This window comes from Neorhizobium sp. NPDC001467, from assembly GCF_050275975.1.
In the GTDB taxonomy this organism is placed as follows: domain Bacteria; phylum Pseudomonadota; class Alphaproteobacteria; order Rhizobiales; family Rhizobiaceae; genus Neorhizobium.
This window is the reverse complement of sequence record NZ_JBNNPS010000002.1, coordinates 89,452-111,646: the sequence shown is the minus strand read 5'-3', so window position 1 is coordinate 111,646 and position 22,195 is coordinate 89,452. Positions and strand designations below refer to the sequence as shown.

18 protein-coding genes and 1 pseudogene are annotated in these 22,195 nt (G+C 61.2%); 8 read left to right on the top strand and 11 right to left on the bottom strand.

Going from position 1 to position 22,195, the window contains the following annotated elements; all coding sequences use genetic code 11:
* Positions 1 to 523: 523 nt before the first annotated feature.
* From ACQKKX_RS05455 to scpA, 3 genes are all read right to left on the bottom strand, one after another.
* Positions 524 to 1,255 (bottom strand): cell wall hydrolase, encoded by a 732-nt coding sequence (locus tag ACQKKX_RS05455; RefSeq protein WP_427569450.1) that lies wholly within the window; start codon positions 1,253 to 1,255, stop codon positions 524 to 526.
* A 301-nt stretch (positions 1,256 to 1,556) separates the two neighbouring features.
* The gene (gene ftsZ / locus ACQKKX_RS05450) at positions 1,557 to 2,525 is read right to left on the bottom strand and encodes a cell division protein FtsZ (protein ID WP_427569449.1); all 969 of its coding nucleotides are present in this window, start codon (positions 2,523 to 2,525) and stop codon (positions 1,557 to 1,559) included.
* A 303-nt stretch (positions 2,526 to 2,828) separates the two neighbouring features.
* On the bottom strand, positions 2,829 to 4,970 hold the full coding sequence (gene scpA / locus ACQKKX_RS05445) for a methylmalonyl-CoA mutase (protein WP_427570092.1): 2,142 nt from the start codon (positions 4,968 to 4,970) through the stop codon (positions 2,829 to 2,831).
* A gap of 341 nt (positions 4,971 to 5,311) precedes the next feature.
* Here scpA and ACQKKX_RS05440 point away from each other — a divergent pair, with 341 nt between their 5' ends.
* A complete protein-coding gene (locus ACQKKX_RS05440; protein ID WP_427569448.1) occupies positions 5,312 to 5,464 on the top strand; it encodes a hypothetical protein in 153 nt (50 codons plus the stop codon).
* 390 nt (positions 5,465 to 5,854) lie between these two features.
* Here the strand turns inward: ACQKKX_RS05440 and ACQKKX_RS05435 are convergent, their stop codons facing one another.
* On the bottom strand, positions 5,855 to 6,313 hold the full coding sequence (locus ACQKKX_RS05435) for a MarR family winged helix-turn-helix transcriptional regulator (RefSeq protein WP_427570091.1): 459 nt from the start codon (positions 6,311 to 6,313) through the stop codon (positions 5,855 to 5,857).
* Between the two features lie 54 nt (positions 6,314 to 6,367).
* Between ACQKKX_RS05435 and ACQKKX_RS05430 the strand changes: the two genes are divergently transcribed.
* From ACQKKX_RS05430 to ACQKKX_RS05420, 3 genes are all read left to right on the top strand, one after another.
* The gene (locus ACQKKX_RS05430; RefSeq protein ID WP_427569447.1) at positions 6,368 to 7,132 is read left to right on the top strand and encodes a DUF899 domain-containing protein; all 765 of its coding nucleotides are present in this window, start codon (positions 6,368 to 6,370) and stop codon (positions 7,130 to 7,132) included.
* 39 nt (positions 7,133 to 7,171) lie between these two features.
* Positions 7,172 to 7,636, top strand: a complete 465-nt coding sequence (locus tag ACQKKX_RS05425) for a DUF1579 domain-containing protein (RefSeq protein ID WP_427570090.1) — start codon at positions 7,172 to 7,174, stop codon at positions 7,634 to 7,636.
* Positions 7,637 to 7,742: 106 nt separating this feature from the next.
* Positions 7,743 to 8,534, top strand: coding sequence for a VOC family protein (locus ACQKKX_RS05420; protein ID WP_427569446.1), 792 nt, complete (start codon positions 7,743 to 7,745; stop codon positions 8,532 to 8,534).
* 223 nt (positions 8,535 to 8,757) lie between these two features.
* On the opposite strand, the gene ACQKKX_RS05415 is transcribed toward ACQKKX_RS05420, so the two are convergent.
* From ACQKKX_RS05415 to ACQKKX_RS05390, 6 genes are all read right to left on the bottom strand, one after another.
* Positions 8,758 to 9,141: a DUF779 domain-containing protein gene (locus tag ACQKKX_RS05415; RefSeq protein WP_427569445.1), complete on the bottom strand. Its 384-nt coding sequence runs from the start codon at positions 9,139 to 9,141 to the stop codon at positions 8,758 to 8,760.
* Positions 9,142 to 9,429: 288 nt separating this feature from the next.
* Positions 9,430 to 10,938 (bottom strand): aldehyde dehydrogenase, encoded by a 1,509-nt coding sequence (adh, locus tag ACQKKX_RS05410; RefSeq protein ID WP_427569444.1) that lies wholly within the window; start codon positions 10,936 to 10,938, stop codon positions 9,430 to 9,432.
* A gap of 180 nt (positions 10,939 to 11,118) precedes the next feature.
* Positions 11,119 to 12,108 carry a helix-turn-helix domain-containing protein gene (locus ACQKKX_RS05405; RefSeq protein ID WP_427569443.1) on the bottom strand — a complete coding sequence of 330 codons (990 nt, stop codon included), beginning with the start codon at positions 12,106 to 12,108 and terminating at the stop codon, positions 11,119 to 11,121.
* A 238-nt stretch (positions 12,109 to 12,346) separates the two neighbouring features.
* Positions 12,347 to 12,556, bottom strand: a complete 210-nt coding sequence (locus ACQKKX_RS05400) for a hypothetical protein (RefSeq protein ID WP_427569442.1) — start codon at positions 12,554 to 12,556, stop codon at positions 12,347 to 12,349.
* Between the two features lie 173 nt (positions 12,557 to 12,729).
* The gene (locus ACQKKX_RS05395) at positions 12,730 to 14,196 is read right to left on the bottom strand and encodes an EAL domain-containing protein (RefSeq protein WP_427569441.1); all 1,467 of its coding nucleotides are present in this window, start codon (positions 14,194 to 14,196) and stop codon (positions 12,730 to 12,732) included.
* A 289-nt stretch (positions 14,197 to 14,485) separates the two neighbouring features.
* Complete coding sequence (locus tag ACQKKX_RS05390; protein ID WP_427569440.1) at positions 14,486 to 16,060, bottom strand: helicase HerA-like C-terminal domain-containing protein; 1,575 nt, start codon at positions 16,058 to 16,060, stop codon at positions 14,486 to 14,488.
* 114 nt (positions 16,061 to 16,174) lie between these two features.
* Here ACQKKX_RS05390 and ACQKKX_RS05385 point away from each other — a divergent pair, with 114 nt between their 5' ends.
* Together ACQKKX_RS05385 and ACQKKX_RS05380 are read left to right on the top strand one after the other, a co-directional pair.
* On the top strand, positions 16,175 to 17,191 hold the full coding sequence (locus ACQKKX_RS05385; RefSeq protein WP_427569439.1) for a YihY/virulence factor BrkB family protein: 1,017 nt from the start codon (positions 16,175 to 16,177) through the stop codon (positions 17,189 to 17,191).
* A 325-nt stretch (positions 17,192 to 17,516) separates the two neighbouring features.
* Positions 17,517 to 17,909: a hypothetical protein gene (locus ACQKKX_RS05380; protein ID WP_427569438.1), complete on the top strand. Its 393-nt coding sequence runs from the start codon at positions 17,517 to 17,519 to the stop codon at positions 17,907 to 17,909.
* Between the two features lie 85 nt (positions 17,910 to 17,994).
* Here the strand turns inward: ACQKKX_RS05380 and ACQKKX_RS05375 are convergent, their stop codons facing one another.
* On the bottom strand, positions 17,995 to 19,413 hold the full coding sequence (locus tag ACQKKX_RS05375) for a PLP-dependent aminotransferase family protein (RefSeq protein WP_427569437.1): 1,419 nt from the start codon (positions 19,411 to 19,413) through the stop codon (positions 17,995 to 17,997).
* 237 nt (positions 19,414 to 19,650) lie between these two features.
* On the opposite strand from ACQKKX_RS05375, the gene ACQKKX_RS05370 reads away from it, so the two are divergent.
* Together ACQKKX_RS05370 and ACQKKX_RS05365 are read left to right on the top strand one after the other, a co-directional pair.
* Positions 19,651 to 20,481, top strand: a complete 831-nt coding sequence (locus ACQKKX_RS05370) for a DMT family transporter (protein ID WP_427570089.1) — start codon at positions 19,651 to 19,653, stop codon at positions 20,479 to 20,481.
* 409 nt (positions 20,482 to 20,890) lie between these two features.
* A pseudogene (locus tag ACQKKX_RS05365) lies at positions 20,891 to 21,960 on the top strand (nucleotidyltransferase family protein).
* Positions 21,961 to 22,195: the final 235 nt, after the last annotated feature.

The window sequence follows — 22,195 nt, the reverse complement described above, 5'->3', positions numbered from 1 at the left end:
TGATCTGACGACCGGCGATAGCCGCTGACAAAGGCGGCGCAGCGGCGCCATCTGCGTGCCGGCTTCGCAACCGATGTATGGCGGCATCCCCTCCCGCAAGCCATGGGCAGCGACCGTGTTGAACGCGACACCCACAACCGCCCTGCCGCGCAAGGGCTCCATCCCGATCCGTGGCATGTGGCTTTCCTGTTTCGCGCCGAGCCTATTTTTGAATGCGGGATCAATCAACGTTCACGCGCGACATGGCCGCAGCGTTTTGCGGCAGCGTCCCTGGCAACTCTCACCCGACTGGACGCGCGGCACCGGAGGCAAAGCCGCGGCGCGCCCTGCCATCGCACAGCAAGAAAGGCGGGGGGCACGACCAGATCCGCATCGAAGACGAATCGTTTCTGTGCGCAGAGGGCCGTTCACCATGTTTGGTGTGGTCGCTTCTCCTCGCTTGCAACCGCTTTCGATACGTTACGGGGATCGAGGCCGGCAGCGCCCCTGCCGGAGCTGTGAACGCGCCTACGGAAACCGCCGACTATCGGTAGATGAACCGGCTGGCCAGCGCCGCCTGTTCGCTGCTCTGGCCGGGCTTTGGCAACGGAAGTGGGATGACCATCGGCAGCGGCTCGTATGCCATCGCCAGCGGCTGTCCGACTGCAAGGGTTTGCGCCGGCCCGGGTGGCGCGATGAGAGTGTCGAGCGCCGTCTCCTGCACGGATGTGCGCTGTTGCGTCAGGGCCAGTATGTAGCTGCCGGCAGGCAGCGGCTGCGGCGTCTGCAAAGCACCATCCCGATCGCGCTTCTCGTAGAACGCGTTGCCGCCGGCCACCGCCACATAGCTCATGTTGCTGTAGGGAAAGGTCAGCCCACTCGTGTGAAAGAACATCGCATCCTTGACGTCGGGGTGCCGCTCTCCGTTCAGGATCGCCTGGCTTGCAGCTTCCAGTTCCGGCGCGGTCGTCTCATCCATGAGACGCGTCATGACGCCGGGTGCGAACTGGTTCTTCTGCGCGACGACCTCGCAGATGGAATCGGGATAGGCATCCGATGTCAGCCTGTTCATGACCACGGTTCCGACCGCCATGAAGCCATCCCGGCTGCTGCGCTTCGATTCGAAATACATGGCCCGCTTGAGGCAGTCGCGATCCTGCGGCGTGTAATGATAGACCTGCTTGGAAGGCACCGGAGTGGCCTTTTTGGTCTCCGCGGAAGGCGTTTCGAGCTTGGCGGTGGTGCAGCCCGACATCAGCGCGACGGACAGGAGCATCGCAGGTGCCCACAAAGAACTGCGGGATTTTTTCATCGGCATGCCATTGTCAAAAATTTCAAAAAAGTGATTTGCGGGGAAACGGATACCCGCAATTTCATTTCGCCTCAAGAGATTTGAGGATTTTTGGCAAAACGTGAGAATTTCATGCCTAGATTAGGGCGTGGTTACAAAGGGTTCTCACCTGTTCGCGCGCGCCTATCGGAAGCACTTCCAGGCGATGCCCCAGGTGCAAAACGGCGGCATGAAAGATCATGCCGCCACGATATTTTACCCAATCAATCCGTCAGTCAGCAGGCTTTCAGACCATGCCACCTTCCAGGCCGGTGGCGACGACGGATACGCGGAACCGGCCGTCCAGATTGCGATCAAAAATCGCACCGACGACGATATCGGCTTCGGCCTGAACCTCGTCGCGAATGCGGCTTGCCGCCTCGTCCACCTCGAACAAGGTCATATCGGATCCGCCGGAAATGGAGATCAGCACGCCGCGCGCGCCCTTCATGGAAATGTCGTCGAGCAGCGGGTTGGCAATTGCCGCTTCGGCTGCCGCCAGCGCGCGCCCGTCGCCCGCCGCCTCGCCGGTACCCATCATCGCCCTTCCCATGCCCTTCATGACCGATTTGACATCAGCGAAATCGAGGTTGATCAGACCTTCCTTGACGATCAGATCGGTGATGCAGCCGACTCCCGAAAACAACACCCGGTCAGCGGTCATGAAGGCATCGGCGAAGCTGGTAGTGGCATTGGCGATGCGAAACAGGTTCTGGTTGGGAATGACGATGACCGTATCGGCGGCCTGACGCAGCGCCTCGATACCGGCCTCCGCCGTCTTCATGCGGCGGTTGCCTTCGAAGGTGAACGGCTTGGTAACGACGCCGACGGTCAAAATGCCTGCCGAGCGGGCTGCATGGGCGATCACCGGGGCCGCGCCGGTGCCGGTGCCGCCGCCCATTCCGGCTGTGACAAAACACATATGCGAACCGGCGAGGTGATCCATGATCTCGTCGATCGATTCTTCGGCCGCCGCCCGGCCGACATCCGGAAGCGAGCCGGCGCCAAGACCTTCGGTGATCTGCGCGCCGAGCTGGATGCGGCGCGAGGCTTTCGACGTGGCAAGCACCTGCGCGTCGGTATTGGCCGCAATGAATTCGACGCCGTTCAGATTTTCGGCAATCATGTTATTGATGGCGTTACCGCCGCCGCCACCCACGCCGACCACCGAAATATGCGGTCGCAGGCCTGTAATGCCGCTCTTTGCGTCCGTCATCGTTCTTCTCCTTCGGCGCGCTGGGTTGTGCTGCGTGTGTGGCAGCGAATCGGAGCGCAAATTAGACGTCCCGCAAGGGTTAAGCCAGACAAAACCACATCCCTGGCCGGGGAGATACGCGCCATTCGCGCAGACGCTACTGAACCTCGCTTACACGACTGCGTGGAACTTGGGGACGCAACGTTGCATGAGGGACGCCGAAGCCTGCGTGCAGACGTCGGCGAACCGGCATACCGGGCCATCCTCGAAACCCGCGCCCTGTGGCGACACTCGTGAACCGATCGCCTGCCCCGCTGCCGAAACCTAGCGGTTGCGCAGCCGGCCTTCCATCAGGTCGATAATGGCGCGCGCTGCATCGAGCACATTGGTACCGGGACCAAAAACAGCAGCAACGCCGTTTTCCAGCAGATGGTCGTAATCCTGCCGGGGGATCACTCCACCCACGACGACAATGATGTTTTCCGCCCCTTTCTCCCTTAGCGCCGCGACAAGCTGCGGTGCAAGCGTGCGATGGCCTGCAGCCAACGACGAGATGCCGACGACCTGCACATCCTTTTCGATCGCCATCTCCGCCGCCTCTTCCGGTGTCTGGAACAGCGGACCCGCCAGCACTTCGAAGCCGATATCGCCAAAGGCGGACGCGATCACCTTGGCGCCGCGGTCATGGCCGTCCTGACCGAGTTTCGCCACCATGATTTTCGGCTTGCCGGCCTTTGAGCCATAATCGGCAAGCCGCGAGACGATCGTCTCGTATTCTGGATCGTCGGCATAGGCGGCGCCATAGATATCACCGACCACTTCCGGCATGGCGGCATGATCGCCGAACGACTGGCGCATGGCATCGGAGATTTCGCCAACGGTTGCCCGCGCCCGCGCCGCTTCGACGGCAGCTTCGAGCAGATTTCCAGTCCCCGATCGGGCAACGTCAGACAGTGACGCAAGCGTTTCCTCGACCCTTTTCGGATCGCGCTGTCGGCGCACCTCTTCCAGCCGCCCGATCTGCGCATTGCGCACCGCCGTGTTGTCGATTGCGAGAATGTCGATCTCGTCCTCGTTTTCGAGCCGGTATTTATTGACCCCGACGATCACGTCCTCGCCGCGATCCACCTTGGCCTGGCGCAGCGTCGCGGCCTCCTCGATCAACCGTTTCGGCAGACCATCCGCCACCGCCTTGGTCATCCCGCCGAGGCTTTCAACCTCCTCGATCAGCGCCCATGCCTTCTGCGCCAGTTCATCCGTGAGGCTTTCGACGTAATAGGAACCGGCCAGCGGATCGACGACCTTGGTGACACCGGTTTCGTGCTGCAGGATCAACTGGGTATTGCGGGCGATACGGGCGGAAAAATCGGTCGGCAGCGCCATCGCCTCGTCCAGCGCATTGGTATGCAGCGATTGCGTGCCGCCGAGCACGGCCGACAATGCTTCGTAGGCGGTGCGGATGACATTGTTATAAGGGTCTTGCTCGGCCAGCGACACGCCGGATGTCTGGCAATGGGTACGCAGCATCAGCGAACCCGGCTTCTTCGGCTCGAACTCCTCCATGATGCGCGACCACAACAGGCGGGCGGCACGCAGCTTTGCCGCCTCCATGAAGAAGTTCATGCCAATGGCGAAGAAGAAGGACAGGCGGCCGGCAAATGCATCGACATCAAGCCCCTTGGCGAGCGCGGCGCGCACATATTCGCGCCCGTCAGCCAGCGTGAAGGCCAGTTCCTGCACCAGCGTCGCTCCGGCCTCCTGCATGTGGTAGCCCGAGATCGAGATGGAATTGAAACGCGGCATTTCCTTCGCCGTGTATTCGATGATGTCGGCAACGATCCGCATCGAGGGTTCGGGCGGATAGATATAGGTGTTGCGGACCATGAACTCCTTGAGAATGTCGTTCTGGATGGTGCCGGAGAGTTCGGCGCGCGAACAGCCCTGCTCCTCGCCGGCGACGATGAAGGCGGCAAGGATTGGGATGACCGCGCCGTTCATCGTCATCGACACGGACATGTCCTTGAGCGGAATGCCGTCGAACAGGATCTTCATGTCCTCGACGCTGTCGATCGCCACCCCGGCCTTGCCGACATCACCTTCTACGCGCGGATGATCCGAGTCGTAGCCGCGATGGGTAGCAAGATCGAAGGCGACCGAAAGACCTTTCTGGCCGGCTGCAAGATTGCGGCGGTAAAAGGCATTGCTTTCCTGCGCCGTTGAAAATCCCGCATATTGGCGGATCGTCCACGGCCGCCCCGCATACATCGTCGCCCGCGGACCGCGCACGAAGGGCTTGAAGCCCGGCAGCGTGTCCAGATGGTCGATGCCATCCAAATCCTCGGACGTGTAGAGCGGTTTGATATCGATGCCTTCAGCCGTGTGCCAGACCAGCGTGTCGGGCGAGGATTTCAGCTCCTTTTCGGCGAGGGCCTGCCAATCCTCAGGTGTCGTAAACGTTGCATGCACGGATGTGTCCGCCTTCGCCTTGTTATCCGACACCGATATCCTCCTGTTTTGATTGCTCTGCAGCGCCCACGTTCCTTAGGTGTCCGAACCGTGGGAGCAGGTTCGGGCCCTTTATAGCTAGGGCACGGTTTCTGCGATGAAAGCCGCCAAGGCCACGAATTGTTGGTGAACCGCCGGGCTGAAAAGCGAGCGGCCGGAGACGCCCGCTCACGGGTCCAGCGGCTCCCCTTATCGAAATCTGTCGCAATAATCGGACGCTAGCGTACAAAATCGCGATTGCGGCTTGGCTCGCCTCACATCCGCCCTAGTTAGAACACGGGCGGTAAACATGAGGTGCAGCAATGGCATTGGCAGACAGGATCGCCAAGTTCGAACAAACCAACCAGGTCGCATTCGAAATCATTGAAGCGGAGGCGCATGCCCGCGAACAGAAGACGGAGCGACTGCGCCAGGCGCGCCTGCTTCAGGCGCGCAAGAGCGAAGAACAGGATTAATAGCGCGGTCTGTGGACACGCTCACCAGCTGTGACTGCCGCGTCCCCTGACACTGGCGCCCGCGACGCGGGCCCGGCGACTTGCGCCGTGGTCTGGTCGGCAATGCAGTATCGGATCGGGTCCTTCAAAGGCGCCCGATCCCGAACGCCAAAAGGTTTCCTCGTACAATGCAGATGACGGGGTTATTGAGCGGATGCCGTGCGTTTCTCCCACTGTGGTTCCGAGCCTCAAGTGCAAAGTTCGCTTTTCTGGCTTTGGCGACGGTGTCCGCCATGCCTTCGCAGGCGTCGCCACAGCGCCCTTCTACATACCGATCTGCGACAAACGCGCGGCAACTTCCCGGCCCGGTCGTCGTTACGGCTTTAGCTGACCCGCACCTCTGGATCAGGATCAGCGGATCGGCGTGAGGACGCGGCGCACGGTCTCGGATCCGTTCCCGCCCAGTTCATGATCCAGCTCGCGGTCGATTTTAGCATGCAACCGGGTCCATATCGGCAGGGCCGCGGCAAGCAGCATCATGCCAGCTTCGGTCAGTGACAGCAGCTTGCCGCGTCGATCCGCGGGATCGACCGCCGCCTCGACCAAGCCGCGTCGTGTCAGGATCTTGAGGGCTGCCGTCAAGGTCGTGCGGTCCATGGAAAGCACATTGCAGACGGATTTCATGGTTGCCGGTTGCGGGCGATTGAGCGCCATCATCAACGAAAACTGGCCGTTGTTCAGGCCGATCGGCTGCATGGCAAGATCGAAGCGGCGCGCCAGCGCCCGCGCCGCTCTTTGGACGTGGAGACACAGACAGGTATCACGCACATGCAGCGTGGTTGAGAACGGAACTGAATCGATATTTGACAGCATGCAGCATTTATGTTGATATCAACCCAATCTGTCAAGGAGGAGGAGGCCGAGATGGACGCAAGCGGAACTGCAAAGGCCGTCGTCGACAATCCCGTCGTGGACCGGGAGGCGTGGCGCGAGGCCCGTCTGAGACTGTTGGAGCTGGAAAAGCAGGAAACCAGGCTGCGCGACACGGTCCGTGCCGCTCGCCAAGCCTTGCCCTGGATCAAGGTAGAGGCGGAATACCGCTTCGACACCCGTAGCGGACGCCAAGACCTGCGTGGCCTTTTCGATGGCCGCAGCCAGCTCCTGGTCTACCACTTCATGTTCGGTCCCGATTGGGACGAGGGCTGTATCGGTTGCTCGTTTTTCTGCGATCATATCGAAGGCGCGCTGCCCCATCTCAACAATCACGATGTTACCTGGGTGGCGGTGTCGCGCGCGCCGCTGTCGAAAATCGAGACCTATCGGCAGCGCATGGGCTGGAGTTTTCCATGGGTATCGTCCTTCGGCAGCGCTTTCAATTACGATTACGGCGTGTCGTTTTCGGATCAAGAACGAGCATCCGGAAGCGTTCACTACAATTACCGGCAAGTGGAGACCGATCAGATCGCCAACGAGGAGCATGGTATGTCCTCCTTCTATCTCAATCCGACCGGCGAAATCTTTCACACCTATTCTACCTATGGGCGCGGTGGCGAGGAGGTCTGCGGCACGCTGATGCTGCTCGACCGTGCGCCGCTTGGGCGCAACGAAACCTCGACGATGAGTTTTCTCAAGCGTCACGACGAATATGAAGGCAAGGCGGACACGGCGGCACCATCCTGCTGCCGTTGAGGTGACTGAAAAACCAGAAGAGGGAGAAGAGACATGACAATGGTCATGGCCAAACCGACGCGCGAACACGCGTTTCTTGAAAAGCTGGTCGGTATCTGGGATGTCACCTCGGACATGGACGCCGAAACACCCTGGGTCGAAACCGTCCGTTCGCTTTCCGGCATCTGGGTGATTGCCGAGGGCAAGGGCGACATGCCGGGCGGTGAAGGTCCTGCCACCACTTTGCTTACTCTGGGCTTTGATGCAGCGAAAGGCAGATATGTCGGCACATGGCTCGGGTCGATGATGGACAATCTGTGGGTTTACGACGGCGAGGTCGAGCCCGACGGCAAGACCCTCAGCCTCTATACGACCGGACCCTCGATGAGTGGTGAAGGTGACGCCGATTACCGCGAGCAGATCACCTTGCTGAGCGACAGTCACCGGATTTTCACCTCCAGCGCCAGGCAGCCGGACAGCAGCTGGAAACAGTTCATGCGGGCCGAGTACCGGCGCAGGGAATGACGCTCCACACGCCCGGTGTGCTGAAATTTCAACGGATGGATGGAGGAAGGCCGTGCAGACTGCTTCGACGACAGGACCCGAGACGCAATCCGAGGACCGTTCCGGAATGAGGTCGCAAAACCATGGGCGCTTTATCTGGACCGAACTGATGACCGCAGACCTGGAAGCGGCCGGCGCCTTCTATTCCGCCGTCATCGGATGGAACGTGAAATCTGTGGCAATGCCCGATCTCCCTGCCTATTTCCTTTTCGAGATCGGCGAGGGTGACGATTGCGCCGGTATCGGCGGCATGATGAACTTTCCGCCGGAACTCGACGGCAAGCTGCCGCCGAACTGGAGCGGCTATGTTGCCGTCGATGACGTCGATCAGACCTGCCGCGATTATGTGGACCATGGTGGCCGCGTGCAGCGGCAGCCGGAGGACATCCCCGGCATCGGGCGCTTCGCGGTGGTTGCCGATCCGCATGGCGCGGTTCTATGCATCATGACGCCCTTGCCGCCGAAGGATCCGCAGCGTGAAGCACGGCCGGACGAAGCGGGCAACGTCGGATGGCACGAACTCTACGCCGGTGACGACGAAGAGGCCTTCGATTTCTACAGCAGGGTTTTCGGCTGGACCCTGGCCGAGACTGTCGACATGGGCCCGATGGGGAAATACCGGGTTTTCGCCCATGGCGGTCAGAGAGCCGGTGGCATGATGACGCGGCCGCAAAACGTGCCGATGTCCTGCTGGCGCTACTATTTCATCGTTGACGGCATCGACGTTGCATCCGCGCGCATCACGACGGCAGGCGGCCGGATCGTCAACGGGCCAATGGAAGTGCCCGGCGGCAACTGGATCGTCCAGGCGCTCGATCCGCAAGGCGCCTTTTTCTGCCTGACGGCCGCCCGGCGCTGAACGCACGGCCCAGCTCGTAGCTGGAAGCAGGCTCGGAGCCGGCAGTTGTGCACCCACGCCCTTTCGCATGCCCGGTATCGACGCCAAAGAGCAGACGGAAAGCCGCGGTCGGCGGGGTGGTCGCCCCTCGTCATGCCAGCGGCCAGCGTTGAAGTGTATCTGGCGTTGTGATCTATCCATGCGGCCACCGAGCCTTCGGACGCACCATACAGATACGTCGCCGTCAGCTACCGGCACTGGGTATCGCGCACGCCTCTCCGCCGCCGAACAGGCGCGAGCGGGTGAGAAAACGTTTTTCGCGACCATTGTCGAGCGAGAACATGCCGCCCCTGCCCGGCACTACATCTATGATCAGTTGTGTATGTTTCCATGCCTCGAACTGGCTGGCGCTGATGAAGACCGCCGCGCCGCCGATCTCGCCCAGTTTGACGTCCTGATCGCCGACGATGAAATCGTCGGTCGGGTAACACATGGGCGACGACCCGTCGCAGCAACCGCCCGACTGATGGAACAGGATTTGCGGATGGTCAGCCTGTATCTCAGCAATAAGGGCGAGCGCCGCCGCCGTGGCGATAACGCGCGGCTCGCCGTTGACCGTCGTTTCCATGACTATCCTCTCCAGACAAAACCGAAGGCCACTCGCGTCAGGTGCCTCGCTTGCCCGCGTACTCTCCCTTACAGCAAGGTTTTCCTACCCGCACTGACGAAAAGAAACCGCCTGCCTGGTGTGGCCCGCCCCTTCGCTGCCAAAACGGCGAGGGGGGAACCGCTACTACTGCTGCCCAATCAAAGGCGGAGCGCGAAAGCCGGCGATGGAATGTCATCATCCTGCCGGGGCACACTGAAGACGCTTAAAACCCAGGTGCACCCTGGCGAGACGACTTGAACTCGGCCGTCAGAAGAAGCCGAGCTTTTTCGGGCTGTAGCTCACCAGCATGTTTTTGGTCTGCTGGTAATGGTCGAGCATCATCTTGTGGGTTTCGCGACCGATGCCCGATTGCTTGTAGCCGCCGAAGGCCGCATGCGCCGGATAGGCGTGGTAGCAATTGGTCCACACACGCCCCGCCTGAATTTCCCGCCCGAACCGATAGGCGCGGGTGCCGTCACGGGTCCAGACGCCGGCACCGAGCCCGTAAAGCGTGTCATTGGCAATGGCGAGCGCTTCCTCTTCATCCTTGAAGGTCGTGACGGAAACGACAGGCCCGAAAATTTCCTCCTGGAACACCCGCATCTTGTTATGGCCACGGAACACGGTCGGCTTGATATAGTAGCCATTCGCAAGCTCCCCGCCCAGATCGTTGCGATCGCCGCCGGTCAGAACCTCGGCCCCTTCCTGCCTTCCGATATCGAGATAGGCCAGGATCTTTTCCATCTGCTCGCTGGAGGCCTGCGCGCCGATCATCGTTGCCGAATCCAGCGGATTGCCCTGGACGATGGCCTCGACACGCTTGACGGCGCGTTCCATGAAGCGGTCATAGATCGATTCATGGACCAGTGCCCGGCTTGGGCATGTGCAGACCTCGCCCTGGTTGAGCGCGAACATTGCAAAACCTTCCAGCGCCTTGTCGAAGAAATCATCGTCTTCACTGGCGACGTCGGCAAAGAAGATGTTGGGCGACTTGCCGCCCAATTCAAGCGTTACCGGAATAAGGTTCTGGCTGGCATATTGCATGATCAGCCGGCCTGTCGTGGTTTCGCCGGTGAAAGCGATCTTGGCGATACGCGGGCTTGATGCCAGCGGCTTGCCCGCCTCAAGACCGAAGCCGTTGACGATATTGAGGACCCCGGGTGGCAGCAGGTCGCCGATCATTTCGGCCCAGACCAGCAGCGAAGCGGGCGTCTGTTCGGCCGGCTTGATGACGACGCAGTTTCCGGCGGCAAGCGCTGGCGCCAGCTTCCAGGCTGCCATCAGGATCGGAAAATTCCACGGGATGATCTGGCCGACGACGCCGAGCGGCTCGTGAAAATGATAGGCGATGGTATCGTTGTCGATCTCGCCGATCGAACCTTCTTGGGCACGAATGCAGGAGGCGAAATAGCGGAAATGATCGATGGCCAGCGGAATGTCGGCCGCCATGGTTTCGCGGATCGGCTTGCCGTTATCCCATGTCTCGGCCTGCGCCAGCACTTCCAGCTTGTCCTCCATCCGCTGGGCGATCTTCATAAGGATGTTGGAGCGCTCGGCCGGCGCAGTGCGACCCCATTTGTCCTTTGCCGCGTGGGCGGCGTCGAGCGCGGCATTGATATCCTTCTCGTCGGAGCGTGGAATTTCACACAGTTTGCCCCCGGTAACCGGCGTGATGTTGTCGAAATATCTGCCGGCGATCGGCTCGCGCCATTCGCCGCCGATATAGTTGCCGTATTTCAGCTTGAACGGCGATTCGACGATTTTCTGATGCAGCATGGATCTATCCTCCCTGATATCCACCTGACGATCGCGATCGGCCCCTGAGGGCCGCGCTCGCGGACCATCCTGCGTCCTGAGAAGCATCGGAAAAAGCAGGTCACGATGATATCGCAGTGCACAGTGTCGCAACGCTGCGACACTCTTGGATCGTGCAGCGACACGTCAGCGAAGCCGTGCTCAGCGAAGCCCGAAACGCTTCATCTTGCGGTGCAGCGTCGCACGACTGATGCCCAGTGTGCGGGCCGCCTGCGAGACATTGCCGCTTGTGCGCGACAGCACCCGCATGAGCGCGGCGCGTTCCGCGGCGGCCAGATCGCGGTCGGCGTCTTCCCTACCCTCGTTCAGCGCATCGGCTGCCGGCAGCCCGGCACGGAGAGCGGCGTCGTCCAGCGACAGGGCCAGGCGGGCCGCTTTCGTGGCGCCGATCACCATATCGTTGCGATCGACGGCGATCAGGGCTGCCGCACCGTGGCCCGCGCCCGGCACGACCACGAAACGCGAACCCGGGAACGCGGCACGAAACAGATTGAGTTCGATGCGCATGGCAGCATCACGCACCGTCTGGGCCAGGATCGACAACACCGCCTCGCCGACATCCTCGCGGCAAGTGGAGATATCGAGCGCTGCAGCCAGCTCGCCGAGATGATCGCGGATCGGTGCGGTGGTGCAGCTCAGCCGGGTATTGGCGGACAGGAAGTGCTGGTCACGGAAAATCGAGACCGCGCGTCGATCCGCCAAGGCCGTGCCGATGCCATTGGTGCCGACGCTCTCCTCCGTCCAGATGGTGGAGGTCCACAGGCCGAGGTCATGAAAGGCGTTGTCGTCGCCGGCCGACCCCCGACGCTCCAGCGCCACCCCATGCCGGTCAGTCAGAAGCAGACAGCAACCGGAACGACCGACCAGCGAAAACAGGCGATCGAGTTCATCGGTCGCCTCTGCAATCAGGTGTCCGGAAGCCTGGCGCGCATGATGAAACTGAATGTCCGTCAGGCGTTCCGGCAGGCGCGTCTCCTCCGGCGCCAGATGGTGCAGGACCATGCAGCGCCGCCACGATGCGACCACGGGCGAACTTGCGGCGGCGTTTCCGACCAGGCTTGCATAGACATGATCGGCATGCGCCGTCTTCTGTCCAGCCTGCGCCGGGCGTCCATCCTCGAAACCGTGCATCGGGCTCCTCCTCCACGAGACACGAAGGAAGATTAACGCCGGACCGGGTTGCCAGCAAGGGCTGATCAGACGGATCCGGCCCTCGGAAAAAGAAGAGGCCCGCCAGAAGCGGGCCAAATGAATTGTGCTGAAGTGAAAACCCCGTAAGTTCGGTCGAGGAGCCGGAGCCTTCGTTGACTGATGTTGTTTGTCGACCGAAGTGCTTATGCTATCAACGTCGGCAGCTGCAATTGGTTCCCTATCCTGTGGCTATAGCGGGGGCGGCCCGCCGCATCGTTTCGCCTTGGCCGACCAGGTGCGCAAGATCGGTGGCAAGATCGGCCTCGGTCGGGTCACCGGCCTGCCATAAGCGCAGCAATTCCTGAGCCGCGACAATCGCCAGCGGATCGCCAAGCGATAGCTGGTTCTGTTCGCAGAACTGATCGAGCACTCGGCGTAGAACGAGCATCTGTCTCTCCATGGCACGTAGCGATTTCGCGTTTCTACATGTGGAGACGAAACGGACGGGAATAAGGTTTCCGCCACCGCTTACTTTCAACATTGGATCACAAGGACGCCAGTACGGCGTGACATCGCCAGCGCCATCCGCCTCCCGGCCATCGGGGCCGCGTGACACCGTCGTCAGGCCATCGCACGGTTGAGCATGACGACGCCGCTGTCCTGCAGTCTCAGGCTGGCCTGAACATAGGTGATAAACTCCTCGGCGGGCATCGGCTTTGCATAATACCAGCCCTGGCAAAAGGTAACGCCGTGCTCGATGAGGTAGTCCGCCTGCTCGCGTGTCTCAACCCCTTCGGCAATGATCGCGAGGTTGAGGGCTTTTGCCATTTCTATAATATGCGCGATCACCGCGCTGGTGGCAGTCTGACGATTGATCGCATCCACGAAAGACTTGTCGATCTTCAAGGCGTCGAGCGGAAGGCTCTGCAGATATTGCAGACTGGAATAGCCGGTGCCGAAATCGTCGATGGCAACGGAATAGCCTCGCCGGCGGGCCTCGCCGATGGTTTTGCGGGCCTCTTCGATATCCATCAGGCCGCGCTCCGTTGCCTCCAGCCAGATCTGCTCATTCGCGATGCCGCATGCGCCCAGCCGTTCGCCAACGGTTTCCAGCACGCGCCCCGTCTTGAAATCCTCCGCGCAGAAATTGATGGCGACGTGCAGCGACGGGTGCTGGTTGAGAAGTGGTCCGAGCTCTCGTCCGACGCTCTCGATGACCTGATCGGTGATCGGCCGGATGAGACCGCTTTGTTCGGCGAGCGGAATGAAAAGGTCCGGCCGCACAAGCACGCCATCCGGTCGCTGCCATCGCACCAGCGCCTCGGCACCGACGCAAAGGCCCGAGCGCAGTTCGACGATCGGCTGGTAATGGACCACGAATTCGCGCTCGCGGACGGCAATCGCCAGTTCGCCGAGCGGCGACAGGCGCTTACGCGACATGCGGACGACCAAGCCGATAATGACCAGTGTCGCAAACCCGCCGAAGGCTACGAAAAGCCAGTGCTCGTGCGTGAAGAGACCGAACAGGCCGTTGGTGGAACTGATCGCGATCGCGGTCCAGCCGGCCTTTTCGTAGACCGCATAGATGTTGCCGTCGAGCACGCCCCTGGATGTCTGTCCTGCAAGCCTGTGGGCAAGGTCGGTGTCGGGCGTGTTCAACGTTGCCGTGACCGCGCCGTTCGGCGCCTTGATGACCACGGCAGCACCCTGGTCTGCCAGCAATTCGACCAGCCGCCCTGGGTCGACGAGGGCGTTGTAGGGCCCGACCCGCACGAGGCTGGTCGGATTGCCGCCGGTGACGAGCGGCACGACATCCACCCAGGCCTTGACGTCGTTGCCGATGAGAAAATCCGCCGGCATCTCCGTGATGGTTCTGTGCTCGACGCCCCAAGACGTGCATTTGAGCGCGCCGTCCTCGATATAGCCGATCTCCTCCACCGTCCGGGCATTAAGCACAAGCCGGCGCATTTCGCCTATATGTGCATCCGTGCACGAAATGTAACGGCGTCCGCCCAGCGTTTTGAGTGTTGCCGCAGCGTCCGCAAAAGACTGTTCGGCGCGCGTGGCGGCCTGAGAAGCAATCGCCATCAGGCGCGTTTCCTCGCCTTTCAACGAGAATGACCAGGCAGCATAGATTGTCAGACACAACGGGAGGAGAGCGCCGAGAAAGGCGAGGATCGTGGCTTCGAGTATAACACGCGATCGGTTCAAGCCGCTTGCTCCCCTGCGGTTGTACAACAATCGCTAGAGGCAAGGTGTTAAAACAACGTCTCCAAAGGGAATAGAACGTGTATTTAAGTGTATTAGCATACACTTAGTGTAGTGAGCCTTCCCTGTCGAAGAGCCATCCTTCCGGTCGCTAAGCTCCGGAAAGGTCCTATCGCTTCAAGCTCCCCAGAATACCACGAACCAGCGCCCGGCCGATCTGGTTGGCAACGCTGGATGCAACCGAACGCGCAGCACTCTTCATCGCTGCCTCGATCACCGTTTCGCGCTGATAACCGGAACGGCGACGCGCCGCCGGCTTTGCCGTCGCCTCGTCATCGTCCTTGTCGCCAAAGCCGGGCAGGCTCCAGCGACCGGCCGCGCTCTCCTCTTCAGCCGGTGCCGCTTCGGCGGCACGCTTGGCCGCTTCGGCATCGGTGGCCTTGCTGGCTCGCGCCGCCAGAATCTCGAAGGCGGACTCGCGGTCGAGATCCCGATCATAGACCCCGGCAACGGGGCTCATGTTCATGATCTGGCTGCGTTCCGGCTCGCTGAGCGGCCCGATCCGGGCCGATGGTGGCCGGATGAGCGTGCGCTCGACCATCGAAGGCGCGCCCTTGCCTTGCAGGGTAGATACAAGCGCCTCGCCGGTGCCGAGCTGGGTGATGACCTCCTCGGTGTTAAATTCCGGGTTGGCACGGAAGGTGTCGGCCGCGGTTTTCACCGCCTTCTGCTCGCGCGGCGTATAGGCCCTCAGCGCGTGCTGGACGCGGTTGCCAAGCTGCGCGAGCACCGTTTCTGGCACATCGAGCGGATTCTGGGTGACGAAATAGATGCCGACCCCCTTGGAACGGATCAGCCGCACGACCTGTTCGACGCGTTCCAGCAGCACTTTCGGCGCTTCCGAAAAAAGCAGATGCGCTTCGTCGAAGAAGAAGACGAGCCGCGGCTTTTCCGGATCGCCCACTTCCGGCAGTTCTTCAAACAATTCCGAAAGCATCCAGAGCAGAAAGGTCGCGTAAAGCCGCGGGTTCATCATCAGCCGGTCGGCGGCAAGTACCGAGATCATCCCGCGGCCATCGGGCGCGACACGCATGATGTCGGTGATCTGCAGCGCCGGCTCGCCGAAAAAGTGGACGGCGCCCTGCTGTTCCAGCACGAGCAGACCGCGCTGCAGGGAGCCGACCGAAGCCTTGGACACGAAGCCGAAACGGGCCGAGATCTCGCTCGCGTGCTCGCCCATATAGTTCAGCAGCGCCTGCAGGTCCTTGAGATCCAAAAGCGGCAGGCCGCCCTCGTCGGCAATCTTGAAGGCAATGTTCAGCACACCTTCCTGCGCCTCCGTTGCGTCCATCAGCCGGGCAAGCAGGAGCGGTCCCATTTCCGCGATCGTTGCGCGCACGCGGTGGCCCTTTTCGCCGTAAAGATCCCAGAACATGACCGGGAATTTTGCGAAATCATACTCGGCATACTGAATCTGTTCGGCCCGCTGCAGCAGGAAATCCTTTGCCTCGCCGATTGCCGCGATGCCGGAAAGATCGCCCTTAATATCGGAGCAGAAGACTGGCACGCCGGCCGCGGAAAACTCTTCCGCCAGCACCTGCAGCGTCACCGTCTTGCCGGTGCCGGTCGCACCGGTGATCAGGCCGTGACGATTGCCGAATTTCAGCTCGACATATTCGGCCTGCTTGAAACTGTCGTCCGGCTTTCGGCTGCCGCCGATCAAGAGCTTTCCTGCGTCCACCATGCAACTGCTTCTCGTTTTCCGCGTTATCGACGAAATGCTTGTATAGGGCGAGCCGGGACTTTCGGCAACGACAAGGCCGTCGTTCGCCTCCGGGACACGCGGGAGGGCGCAGGGATGACGGCAGACACGTTCGGGCAGATCGAAGCAACGCCCACCGAAGCCATGCCGCTCGCCGCCCGGCCAGCCGACAAGGGGCGTGGTCGCGATGCCGACACACCGACCGATATCCCGGCGCGTGGCCTCAAGGATGTGTTCTGGCGTGTCTTTCAGTCGATCGAAGGCGATCGCGTCCTGCTGGTGGCAGCCGGCGTGACCTATTACGTTCTTCTGGCACTTTTTCCCGCGATGACGGCCATGGTGTCGCTCTACGGTTTCGTCGCCGATCCGACGAGCCTTGCCGATCGCATCAGCTTCCTGAGCATGATCATGCCGCCCAATGCGCTTGACCTGTTTCTTGAGCAGTTGCGCAGCCTGACCCAACAGGGACGCACAACGTTGAATATCGGTCTGTTCGGCGGTCTGGCGCTGGCCCTGTGGAGTGCCAATGCCGGTATGAAAGCCATGTTCGAGGCCATGAATGTTGCCTATGGCGAGAAGGAAAAGCGCAATATCTTTAAACTCAACCTGATCTCTCTCGTCTTCACGCTCGGCGCCATTCTGGTTGCCATTGTCGTTTTGACGGGAATGGGGCTGGTGCCGGCTGTTCTGTCTTTCCTGTGGTTGGACCGCTGGGCAGAGATGATCATTCGCTTCCTGCGCTGGCCGATCATGCTGGCCTTCGTGACGGCTGGCATCGCCGTTCTTTACCGCTTCGGTCCCAGTCGCGAGCCCGCGCGCGTGCAATGGCTCACCTGGGGCGCGATCTTTTCGAGCCTGGCCTGGCTGGCGGCCTCGATCGGCGTCTCCTTCTACCTTTCCCACATCGCCAACTACAATGCGACCTATGGGGCGCTTGGTGCCCTGATCGGCTTTATGGTGTGGACCTGGATTTCGTCGATCATCATCGTCGTCGGGGCCGAGATCAATGCCGAACTGGAGCACCAGACGACCCGCGATTCGACCACCGGGCCCGAACAGCCCATGGGCGAGCGCGGTGCCTATATGGCGGATACCGTGGGTGACGCTTCTTGATCCGTCTCAGCCGGGGCGGCCGATTGCGAATTGATACAAGCGTTGACCATCACCACGTTCCAAATAGTTGGCCTTGCTGACGTGGTCGGCGAGCAGCGCCCATAGGGTCAGCATGTCGTCATCCGACGGATGGAACGATGACGAAAAAGGAAAGCTTCGCACGCGAACACCATGCTATATCGCTCCTCCATCAACCTTCCGCCCTCACCTCCCGCCGCCTCGACGCAGCGATCCTGAAAATTTGCCCGCACGCGGCATTCTGACGTTGCCCGACGCAGCGAATGACCTTAACGTAAACGTCAATGTTCATTCCGAGGAGATGTTTATGAACGAACTCGTATCCCGCATTGCCGACAATGTCGGTCTCGCTCCCGATGTCGCCGAAAAGGCAATCGGCATGATGCTCGGTTTCCTGCAACGTGAAGCCGACGATACCGCGGTGGCGCAGATGATCGAAGCCATTCCCGGCGCGCCGGAACTGGTGGCGCGGTTCAATGGCGAAGGTGCCAGCGGCGGCGGTGGTCTCTTGGGCGGGTTGATGGCGAGTTTCGGCGGTGGCGTCATGGCGCTCGGTCAGCAATTGATGGCCCAGGGTCTCGGCATGGGCGAAATCACCGCCCTGGCGCGCGAAACCATGGCGGTGGCCCGCGAACATGCAGGCGATGACGTGGTGGACCGAGTGGTCGCCTCGGTACCTGGACTTAGCCAGTTCGTCTGACTCATCCGACGGACGAGATCTCTTGAAAGGCGCGGGCTGACCGCGCCTTTCTTGCTTTTTCGGCACCCCATCTCAGCATCCGATGTCAACGCCGCATGGCGGCTTCCAGCCCGGCGAAGACGCGCGGATCGGTCATCTGTGAGACATTGAATCGCATCATGTTTCCGGCCGTTTGGGACACACTGAAAACGTTGCCCGGCGCAAGAACCATGCCTTGTTCGAGCGCGCGCCGCGCAACATGGGCCGCATCCTCGTCATCGGGAAGCCTGCACCAGAGAAACATGCCGGCCTGCGGTTGCAGCAAGGGTTCGATGCCGATCGCTTTCAGGCCGCAAGTCGCCTCCGCCATGGCCCGCGCCAAGCGGGCCCGAAGCGTATCCAGATGCTTGCGATAGCCGCCGTCGCGCAACACCGCGTGCACCAGTTCGGCATTCAATGAAGCGCCGGCAAAGCTCGTTGCAATCTTCAGGTCGACCAGATCCTCCAGCCATTCGCGCCGGGTGGCGATGAAGCCGCAGCGTATCGATGCCGACAGGGTCTTGGAGAAGCTTCCGATCTGCACAACGCGGTCCAGTCCATCGAAGGCGGAAAGGCGCGGTGCTGCGATCCGTTCGAAATCGGCGAAGATATCGTCCTCAACGATGGTGAGATCGAACTGTTCGGCGAGTTTCAGCACCCGGTGGGCGACAACTGGCGACAGGATGGCACCCGTCGGATTATGAATTCCCGAATTTGTGATGTAGAGTTTTGGCCGATGCGCTGCAAGAATTTGCGCAAACGCGTCCACATCCGGCCCGCCTGCGCCATAGGGCGCACCGAGGATTTTGACGCGATGCGCCCGCAAGAGGGCGTGAAAGTTGAAATAGCACGGATCATCGACCAGAACCGTATCGCCCGGCGCAAGCAGCAGTCGGCAAACAAGGTCGATCGCCTGCGTGCCGGAATCCGTCAGCATGATCCGGTCCGGCGAAACGTCGACCGTGTGATCGCAGAGCCGCCGGGCGATCAACTGCCGCAGGGCGACCAGCCCCAGCGGCGATCCGTAATCCGCCAGTACGGATGCGTCCGCGCGCGACAGGCCGCGCAGGGCTTTGCGAAGACCATCCTGCGGCAGCCATGACGGCGGCAGCCAGCCGCAACCGGGCTTTAGGTCGTCGGCCGCGACATCCAGCGACTGGCGGGAAACCCAGAACGGATCGATGGCACGGTCGAGCCGAGGTCCGACCTGCGCTGGCGAAAACGGCGCCGCCTGACCAGCGACATAAAAGCCCGAGCCGGGGCGCGACGAGATCGCACCTTCGGCCACGAGGCGCTCATAGGCTTCCACCACGGTCGAGGTCGAGACGTGCAGGCTCGCGGCAAGCGCGCGTACCGAGGGCAGCTTCGCGCCCGGGGTCAGGCTGCGGGCTGCGATGCGGCCTCGGATCGTCTCCATGACCATGCCGACACGTGTGACGCTCTTTTGGGACCGGGCGCCGTCGGTACGCGATTCCTCGAGTTGCATGCGGTGATCCAGACCCATCTGTACTGAACACAAAACCATAACAGTTCTTATAAACTGTATTCTATTGTTGATGGCGGCGGCAAGGGCGACTGGCGTAGGAGGGAGCATTGGCAGCCCGCCCTTGCGACGGGTTTGAACGCGACCATCGACAAGAACGAGGAAGAACCGATGACCCACCCGGCAAGCCCCACCCTCCAACATCGGCTCGACAATCGCATTGCCGGTCTCGTTAACGGCATGATCGGCGTGGCCATATTCAGCGGCTCGCTGCCGGCGACGCGATTGGCGGTCACCGGTTTTGATCCGTTTTTCCTGACTTTTGCGCGCGGCACCATCGCCGGCATGCTGAGCCTGGCGCTGCTGCTCGCATTCAGGCAGAAGCGGCCGACCGCTGCGGACATCGCGTCGCTGACCGTCATCGCGCTTGGCGTGGTTGTCGGCTTTCCGCTTCTGACGGCAATCGCGCTCCAGCACGTCACCTCGGCGCACTCGATTGTCTTCATCGGCCTTCTGCCGCTGGCAACAGCCATCTTCGGCGTGATGCGCGGCGGCGAGCGGCCAAGACCGGTATTCTGGGTTTTTTCGGCACTCGGCAGCCTTCTGGTCGCCGGCTTTGCGGTAGCGCAGGACCTGGCCGCTTCGCCGCTTGGCGATGGACTGATGCTGGCGGCCGTGATTGCCTGCGGGCTTGGCTATGCCGAAGGGGCAAGACTTTCCAGACGGCTGGGTGGCTGGCAGGTGATCTGCTGGGCCCTCACCCTGTCGCTACCAGTCATGGCCGCATGCATGACCTTGGTGTGGCCGCACAATCTCGCCGAGGTCACGGCAGCGGCCTGGGGCGGTCTTCTCTATGTTTCGCTGTTCAGCATGCTGATCGGTTTCGTCTTCTGGTATCGCGGACTGGCGCAGGGCGGTACCGCTTCGGTCGGCCAGTTGCAATTGCTGCAGCCGTTTCTGGGCCTGGCACTTGCAGCGACCCTGCTTGGCGAAACCGTGACGCCGCTGATGCTGGTCGCCACGGTCGGCGTCATCGGCTGCGTGGCCGCCGCGCGCCGGTTTGCCCGGTAGGCATTGGCCAGAAATCAGCGCGGCAGCCAGGCTTTCACCGTCTGGCCGCCGAATACCCGTTCGGTCGGCATGTTGGGATGAAATAGGGATTGAGCAGCGGCAGCGCCGTTGCGTCTGAGGCCTTCAAAGATACGGACCACAGAGTAACGGAACCGATGCCTCTACCCCCATAGATTTCTGCACATGGGAGGAATGTTCTCGGGATCCCGGGCGCACAAGGACGCGGTGATCAATATGTCGAGCGGGAGGAAAACCGCTTAAGCTACAGGAGCGAGACAAGCATAGGCGGGGCCGGCTGATCGCCATGACAGCGTTATAAGGAGCGTCTTGGCCTGACCCGGCAATGTTGACGGTAGAAAGGCATCGTTACAATGTTTTTGAAATTTCATTATAACTGCGGATTGGTTCGATGCGGGAAATCGACATTGCCTATCGAACGATGTTCTCCGAACTCGCTCAACGGTCGTTGGATGCCCAATTCGAGGCCGATTATCCGATCGAAGGCCGGTTTGTTACCGTGCCTGTCAAAGGCAAGGATTATTGGTACTTCGACTTTCCGACACCCGGGGGCGACAAGAGGCGATATGTCGGCCCGCAGGCCGACCCCGAAATCACGGCGCGTGTCGGGCGGTTTCGCGATATCAAGGAACATGCAAGGGATCGCCGTCGCCTCGTAAGCACGCTTCTCCGGTCAGGCGGGATGGCGGCCCTGACCGGTTTGCCGGCGACGTGGTCGAAACTCTGGCGAAGGGCGGGTTGTTCCGATTGCGCGCCGTTCTGATCGGAAAGGTGGCTTTCGGGTGTTATGCTGGCATCCTTGGTGTTCGTCTGCCGAACATCGCCATCCAGACGGGCGATGCCGATTTTGCGCAAGACTTCGCGATTTCCGCTGAAGTGGGCGACAGCCTGCCGCCTGTTCTGGATCTGCTGCAGACGATCGACGCAACATTCCGCGCAGTTCCGCACCAGGCTGACAGAGCAAGGGTAACGGCTTTCGCCAACGCTGCGGGCTACCGTGTGGAGTTTCTGACGGGCAACCGCGGGAGCGACGACTTTACAGGCACGCCTTCGCCAATGCCTGCGCTTGGTGGCGCATCGGCAGAGAACCTGCGCTTTCTGGATTTCCTGATCCGCGACCCGATCCGAACGGTCTTGCTCCACAGGTCGGGTGTAAGCGTGCTTGTGCCGTCTCCTGAACGGTATGCCGTTCACAAGCTCATCGTCGCTTCAAGGCGGCGGACGGATGACATCACGGGTCGTGGCAAGCAGGACAAGGATTTGCAGCAAGCTGCGCTCCTATGTGAGGCTTTACAGCAGACTCGACGGTCGGACGATCTGGCTGACGCTTACACGGAGGCCTGGGAAAGAGGTCCGGCGTGGCAGGAGGCTATCACTGTGGGCCTGTCGATGATGCCTGACGCCGGCAAGGCGGCACTGGGGGCAGCCCTTGGGGCATTACCAGAAAAACTCGGCAGTTAGCAGCTGCGGGACGTCCAAGAGGGCGAAGGAAAGTAGGATAAGCCGTTCTCGAGGAGCAAGTCTCGTACGAGCATGGACTGGGCCGCGTTCCTTAAGCGCCACAATCTGGTTCACTCGATGAGCCGTTGCGGCAACTGCCTCTTCGGCTCTGGCAGGCGGAGTGAACGAACTGAGGGGCTTTATCTGCAGCCGCTGCAACGATACGGCGGTGGTCGGCACGACGGACGGACTGTTT

Excerpts from the sequence above, each read along its gene's own strand:
- ACQKKX_RS05455 (WP_427569450.1), bottom strand. The coding sequence starts at position 1,255 with ATGCTCCTGTCCGTCGCGCTGATGTCGGGCTGCACCACCGCCAAGCTC.
- ftsZ (WP_427569449.1), bottom strand. The coding sequence starts at position 2,525 with ATGACGGACGCAAAGAGCGGCATTACAGGCCTGCGACCGCATATTTCG.
- ACQKKX_RS05440 (WP_427569448.1), top strand. The coding sequence starts at position 5,312 with ATGGCATTGGCAGACAGGATCGCCAAGTTCGAACAAACCAACCAGGTC.
- ACQKKX_RS05430 (WP_427569447.1), top strand. The coding sequence starts at position 6,368 with ATGGACGCAAGCGGAACTGCAAAGGCCGTCGTCGACAATCCCGTCGTG.
- ACQKKX_RS05425 (WP_427570090.1), top strand. The coding sequence starts at position 7,172 with ATGGTCATGGCCAAACCGACGCGCGAACACGCGTTTCTTGAAAAGCTG.
- ACQKKX_RS05420 (WP_427569446.1), top strand. The coding sequence starts at position 7,743 with ATGAGGTCGCAAAACCATGGGCGCTTTATCTGGACCGAACTGATGACC.
- ACQKKX_RS05415 (WP_427569445.1), bottom strand. The coding sequence starts at position 9,141 with ATGGAAACGACGGTCAACGGCGAGCCGCGCGTTATCGCCACGGCGGCG.
- adh (WP_427569444.1), bottom strand. The coding sequence starts at position 10,938 with ATGCTGCATCAGAAAATCGTCGAATCGCCGTTCAAGCTGAAATACGGC.
- ACQKKX_RS05405 (WP_427569443.1), bottom strand. The coding sequence starts at position 12,108 with ATGCACGGTTTCGAGGATGGACGCCCGGCGCAGGCTGGACAGAAGACG.
- ACQKKX_RS05400 (WP_427569442.1), bottom strand. The coding sequence starts at position 12,556 with ATGCTCGTTCTACGCCGAGTGCTCGATCAGTTCTGCGAACAGAACCAG.
- ACQKKX_RS05395 (WP_427569441.1), bottom strand. The coding sequence starts at position 14,196 with ATGGCGATTGCTTCTCAGGCCGCCACGCGCGCCGAACAGTCTTTTGCG.
- ACQKKX_RS05390 (WP_427569440.1), bottom strand. The coding sequence starts at position 16,060 with ATGGTGGACGCAGGAAAGCTCTTGATCGGCGGCAGCCGAAAGCCGGAC.
- ACQKKX_RS05385 (WP_427569439.1), top strand. The coding sequence starts at position 16,175 with ATGACGGCAGACACGTTCGGGCAGATCGAAGCAACGCCCACCGAAGCC.
- ACQKKX_RS05380 (WP_427569438.1), top strand. The coding sequence starts at position 17,517 with ATGAACGAACTCGTATCCCGCATTGCCGACAATGTCGGTCTCGCTCCC.
- ACQKKX_RS05375 (WP_427569437.1), bottom strand. The coding sequence starts at position 19,413 with ATGCAACTCGAGGAATCGCGTACCGACGGCGCCCGGTCCCAAAAGAGC.
- ACQKKX_RS05370 (WP_427570089.1), top strand. The coding sequence starts at position 19,651 with ATGATCGGCGTGGCCATATTCAGCGGCTCGCTGCCGGCGACGCGATTG.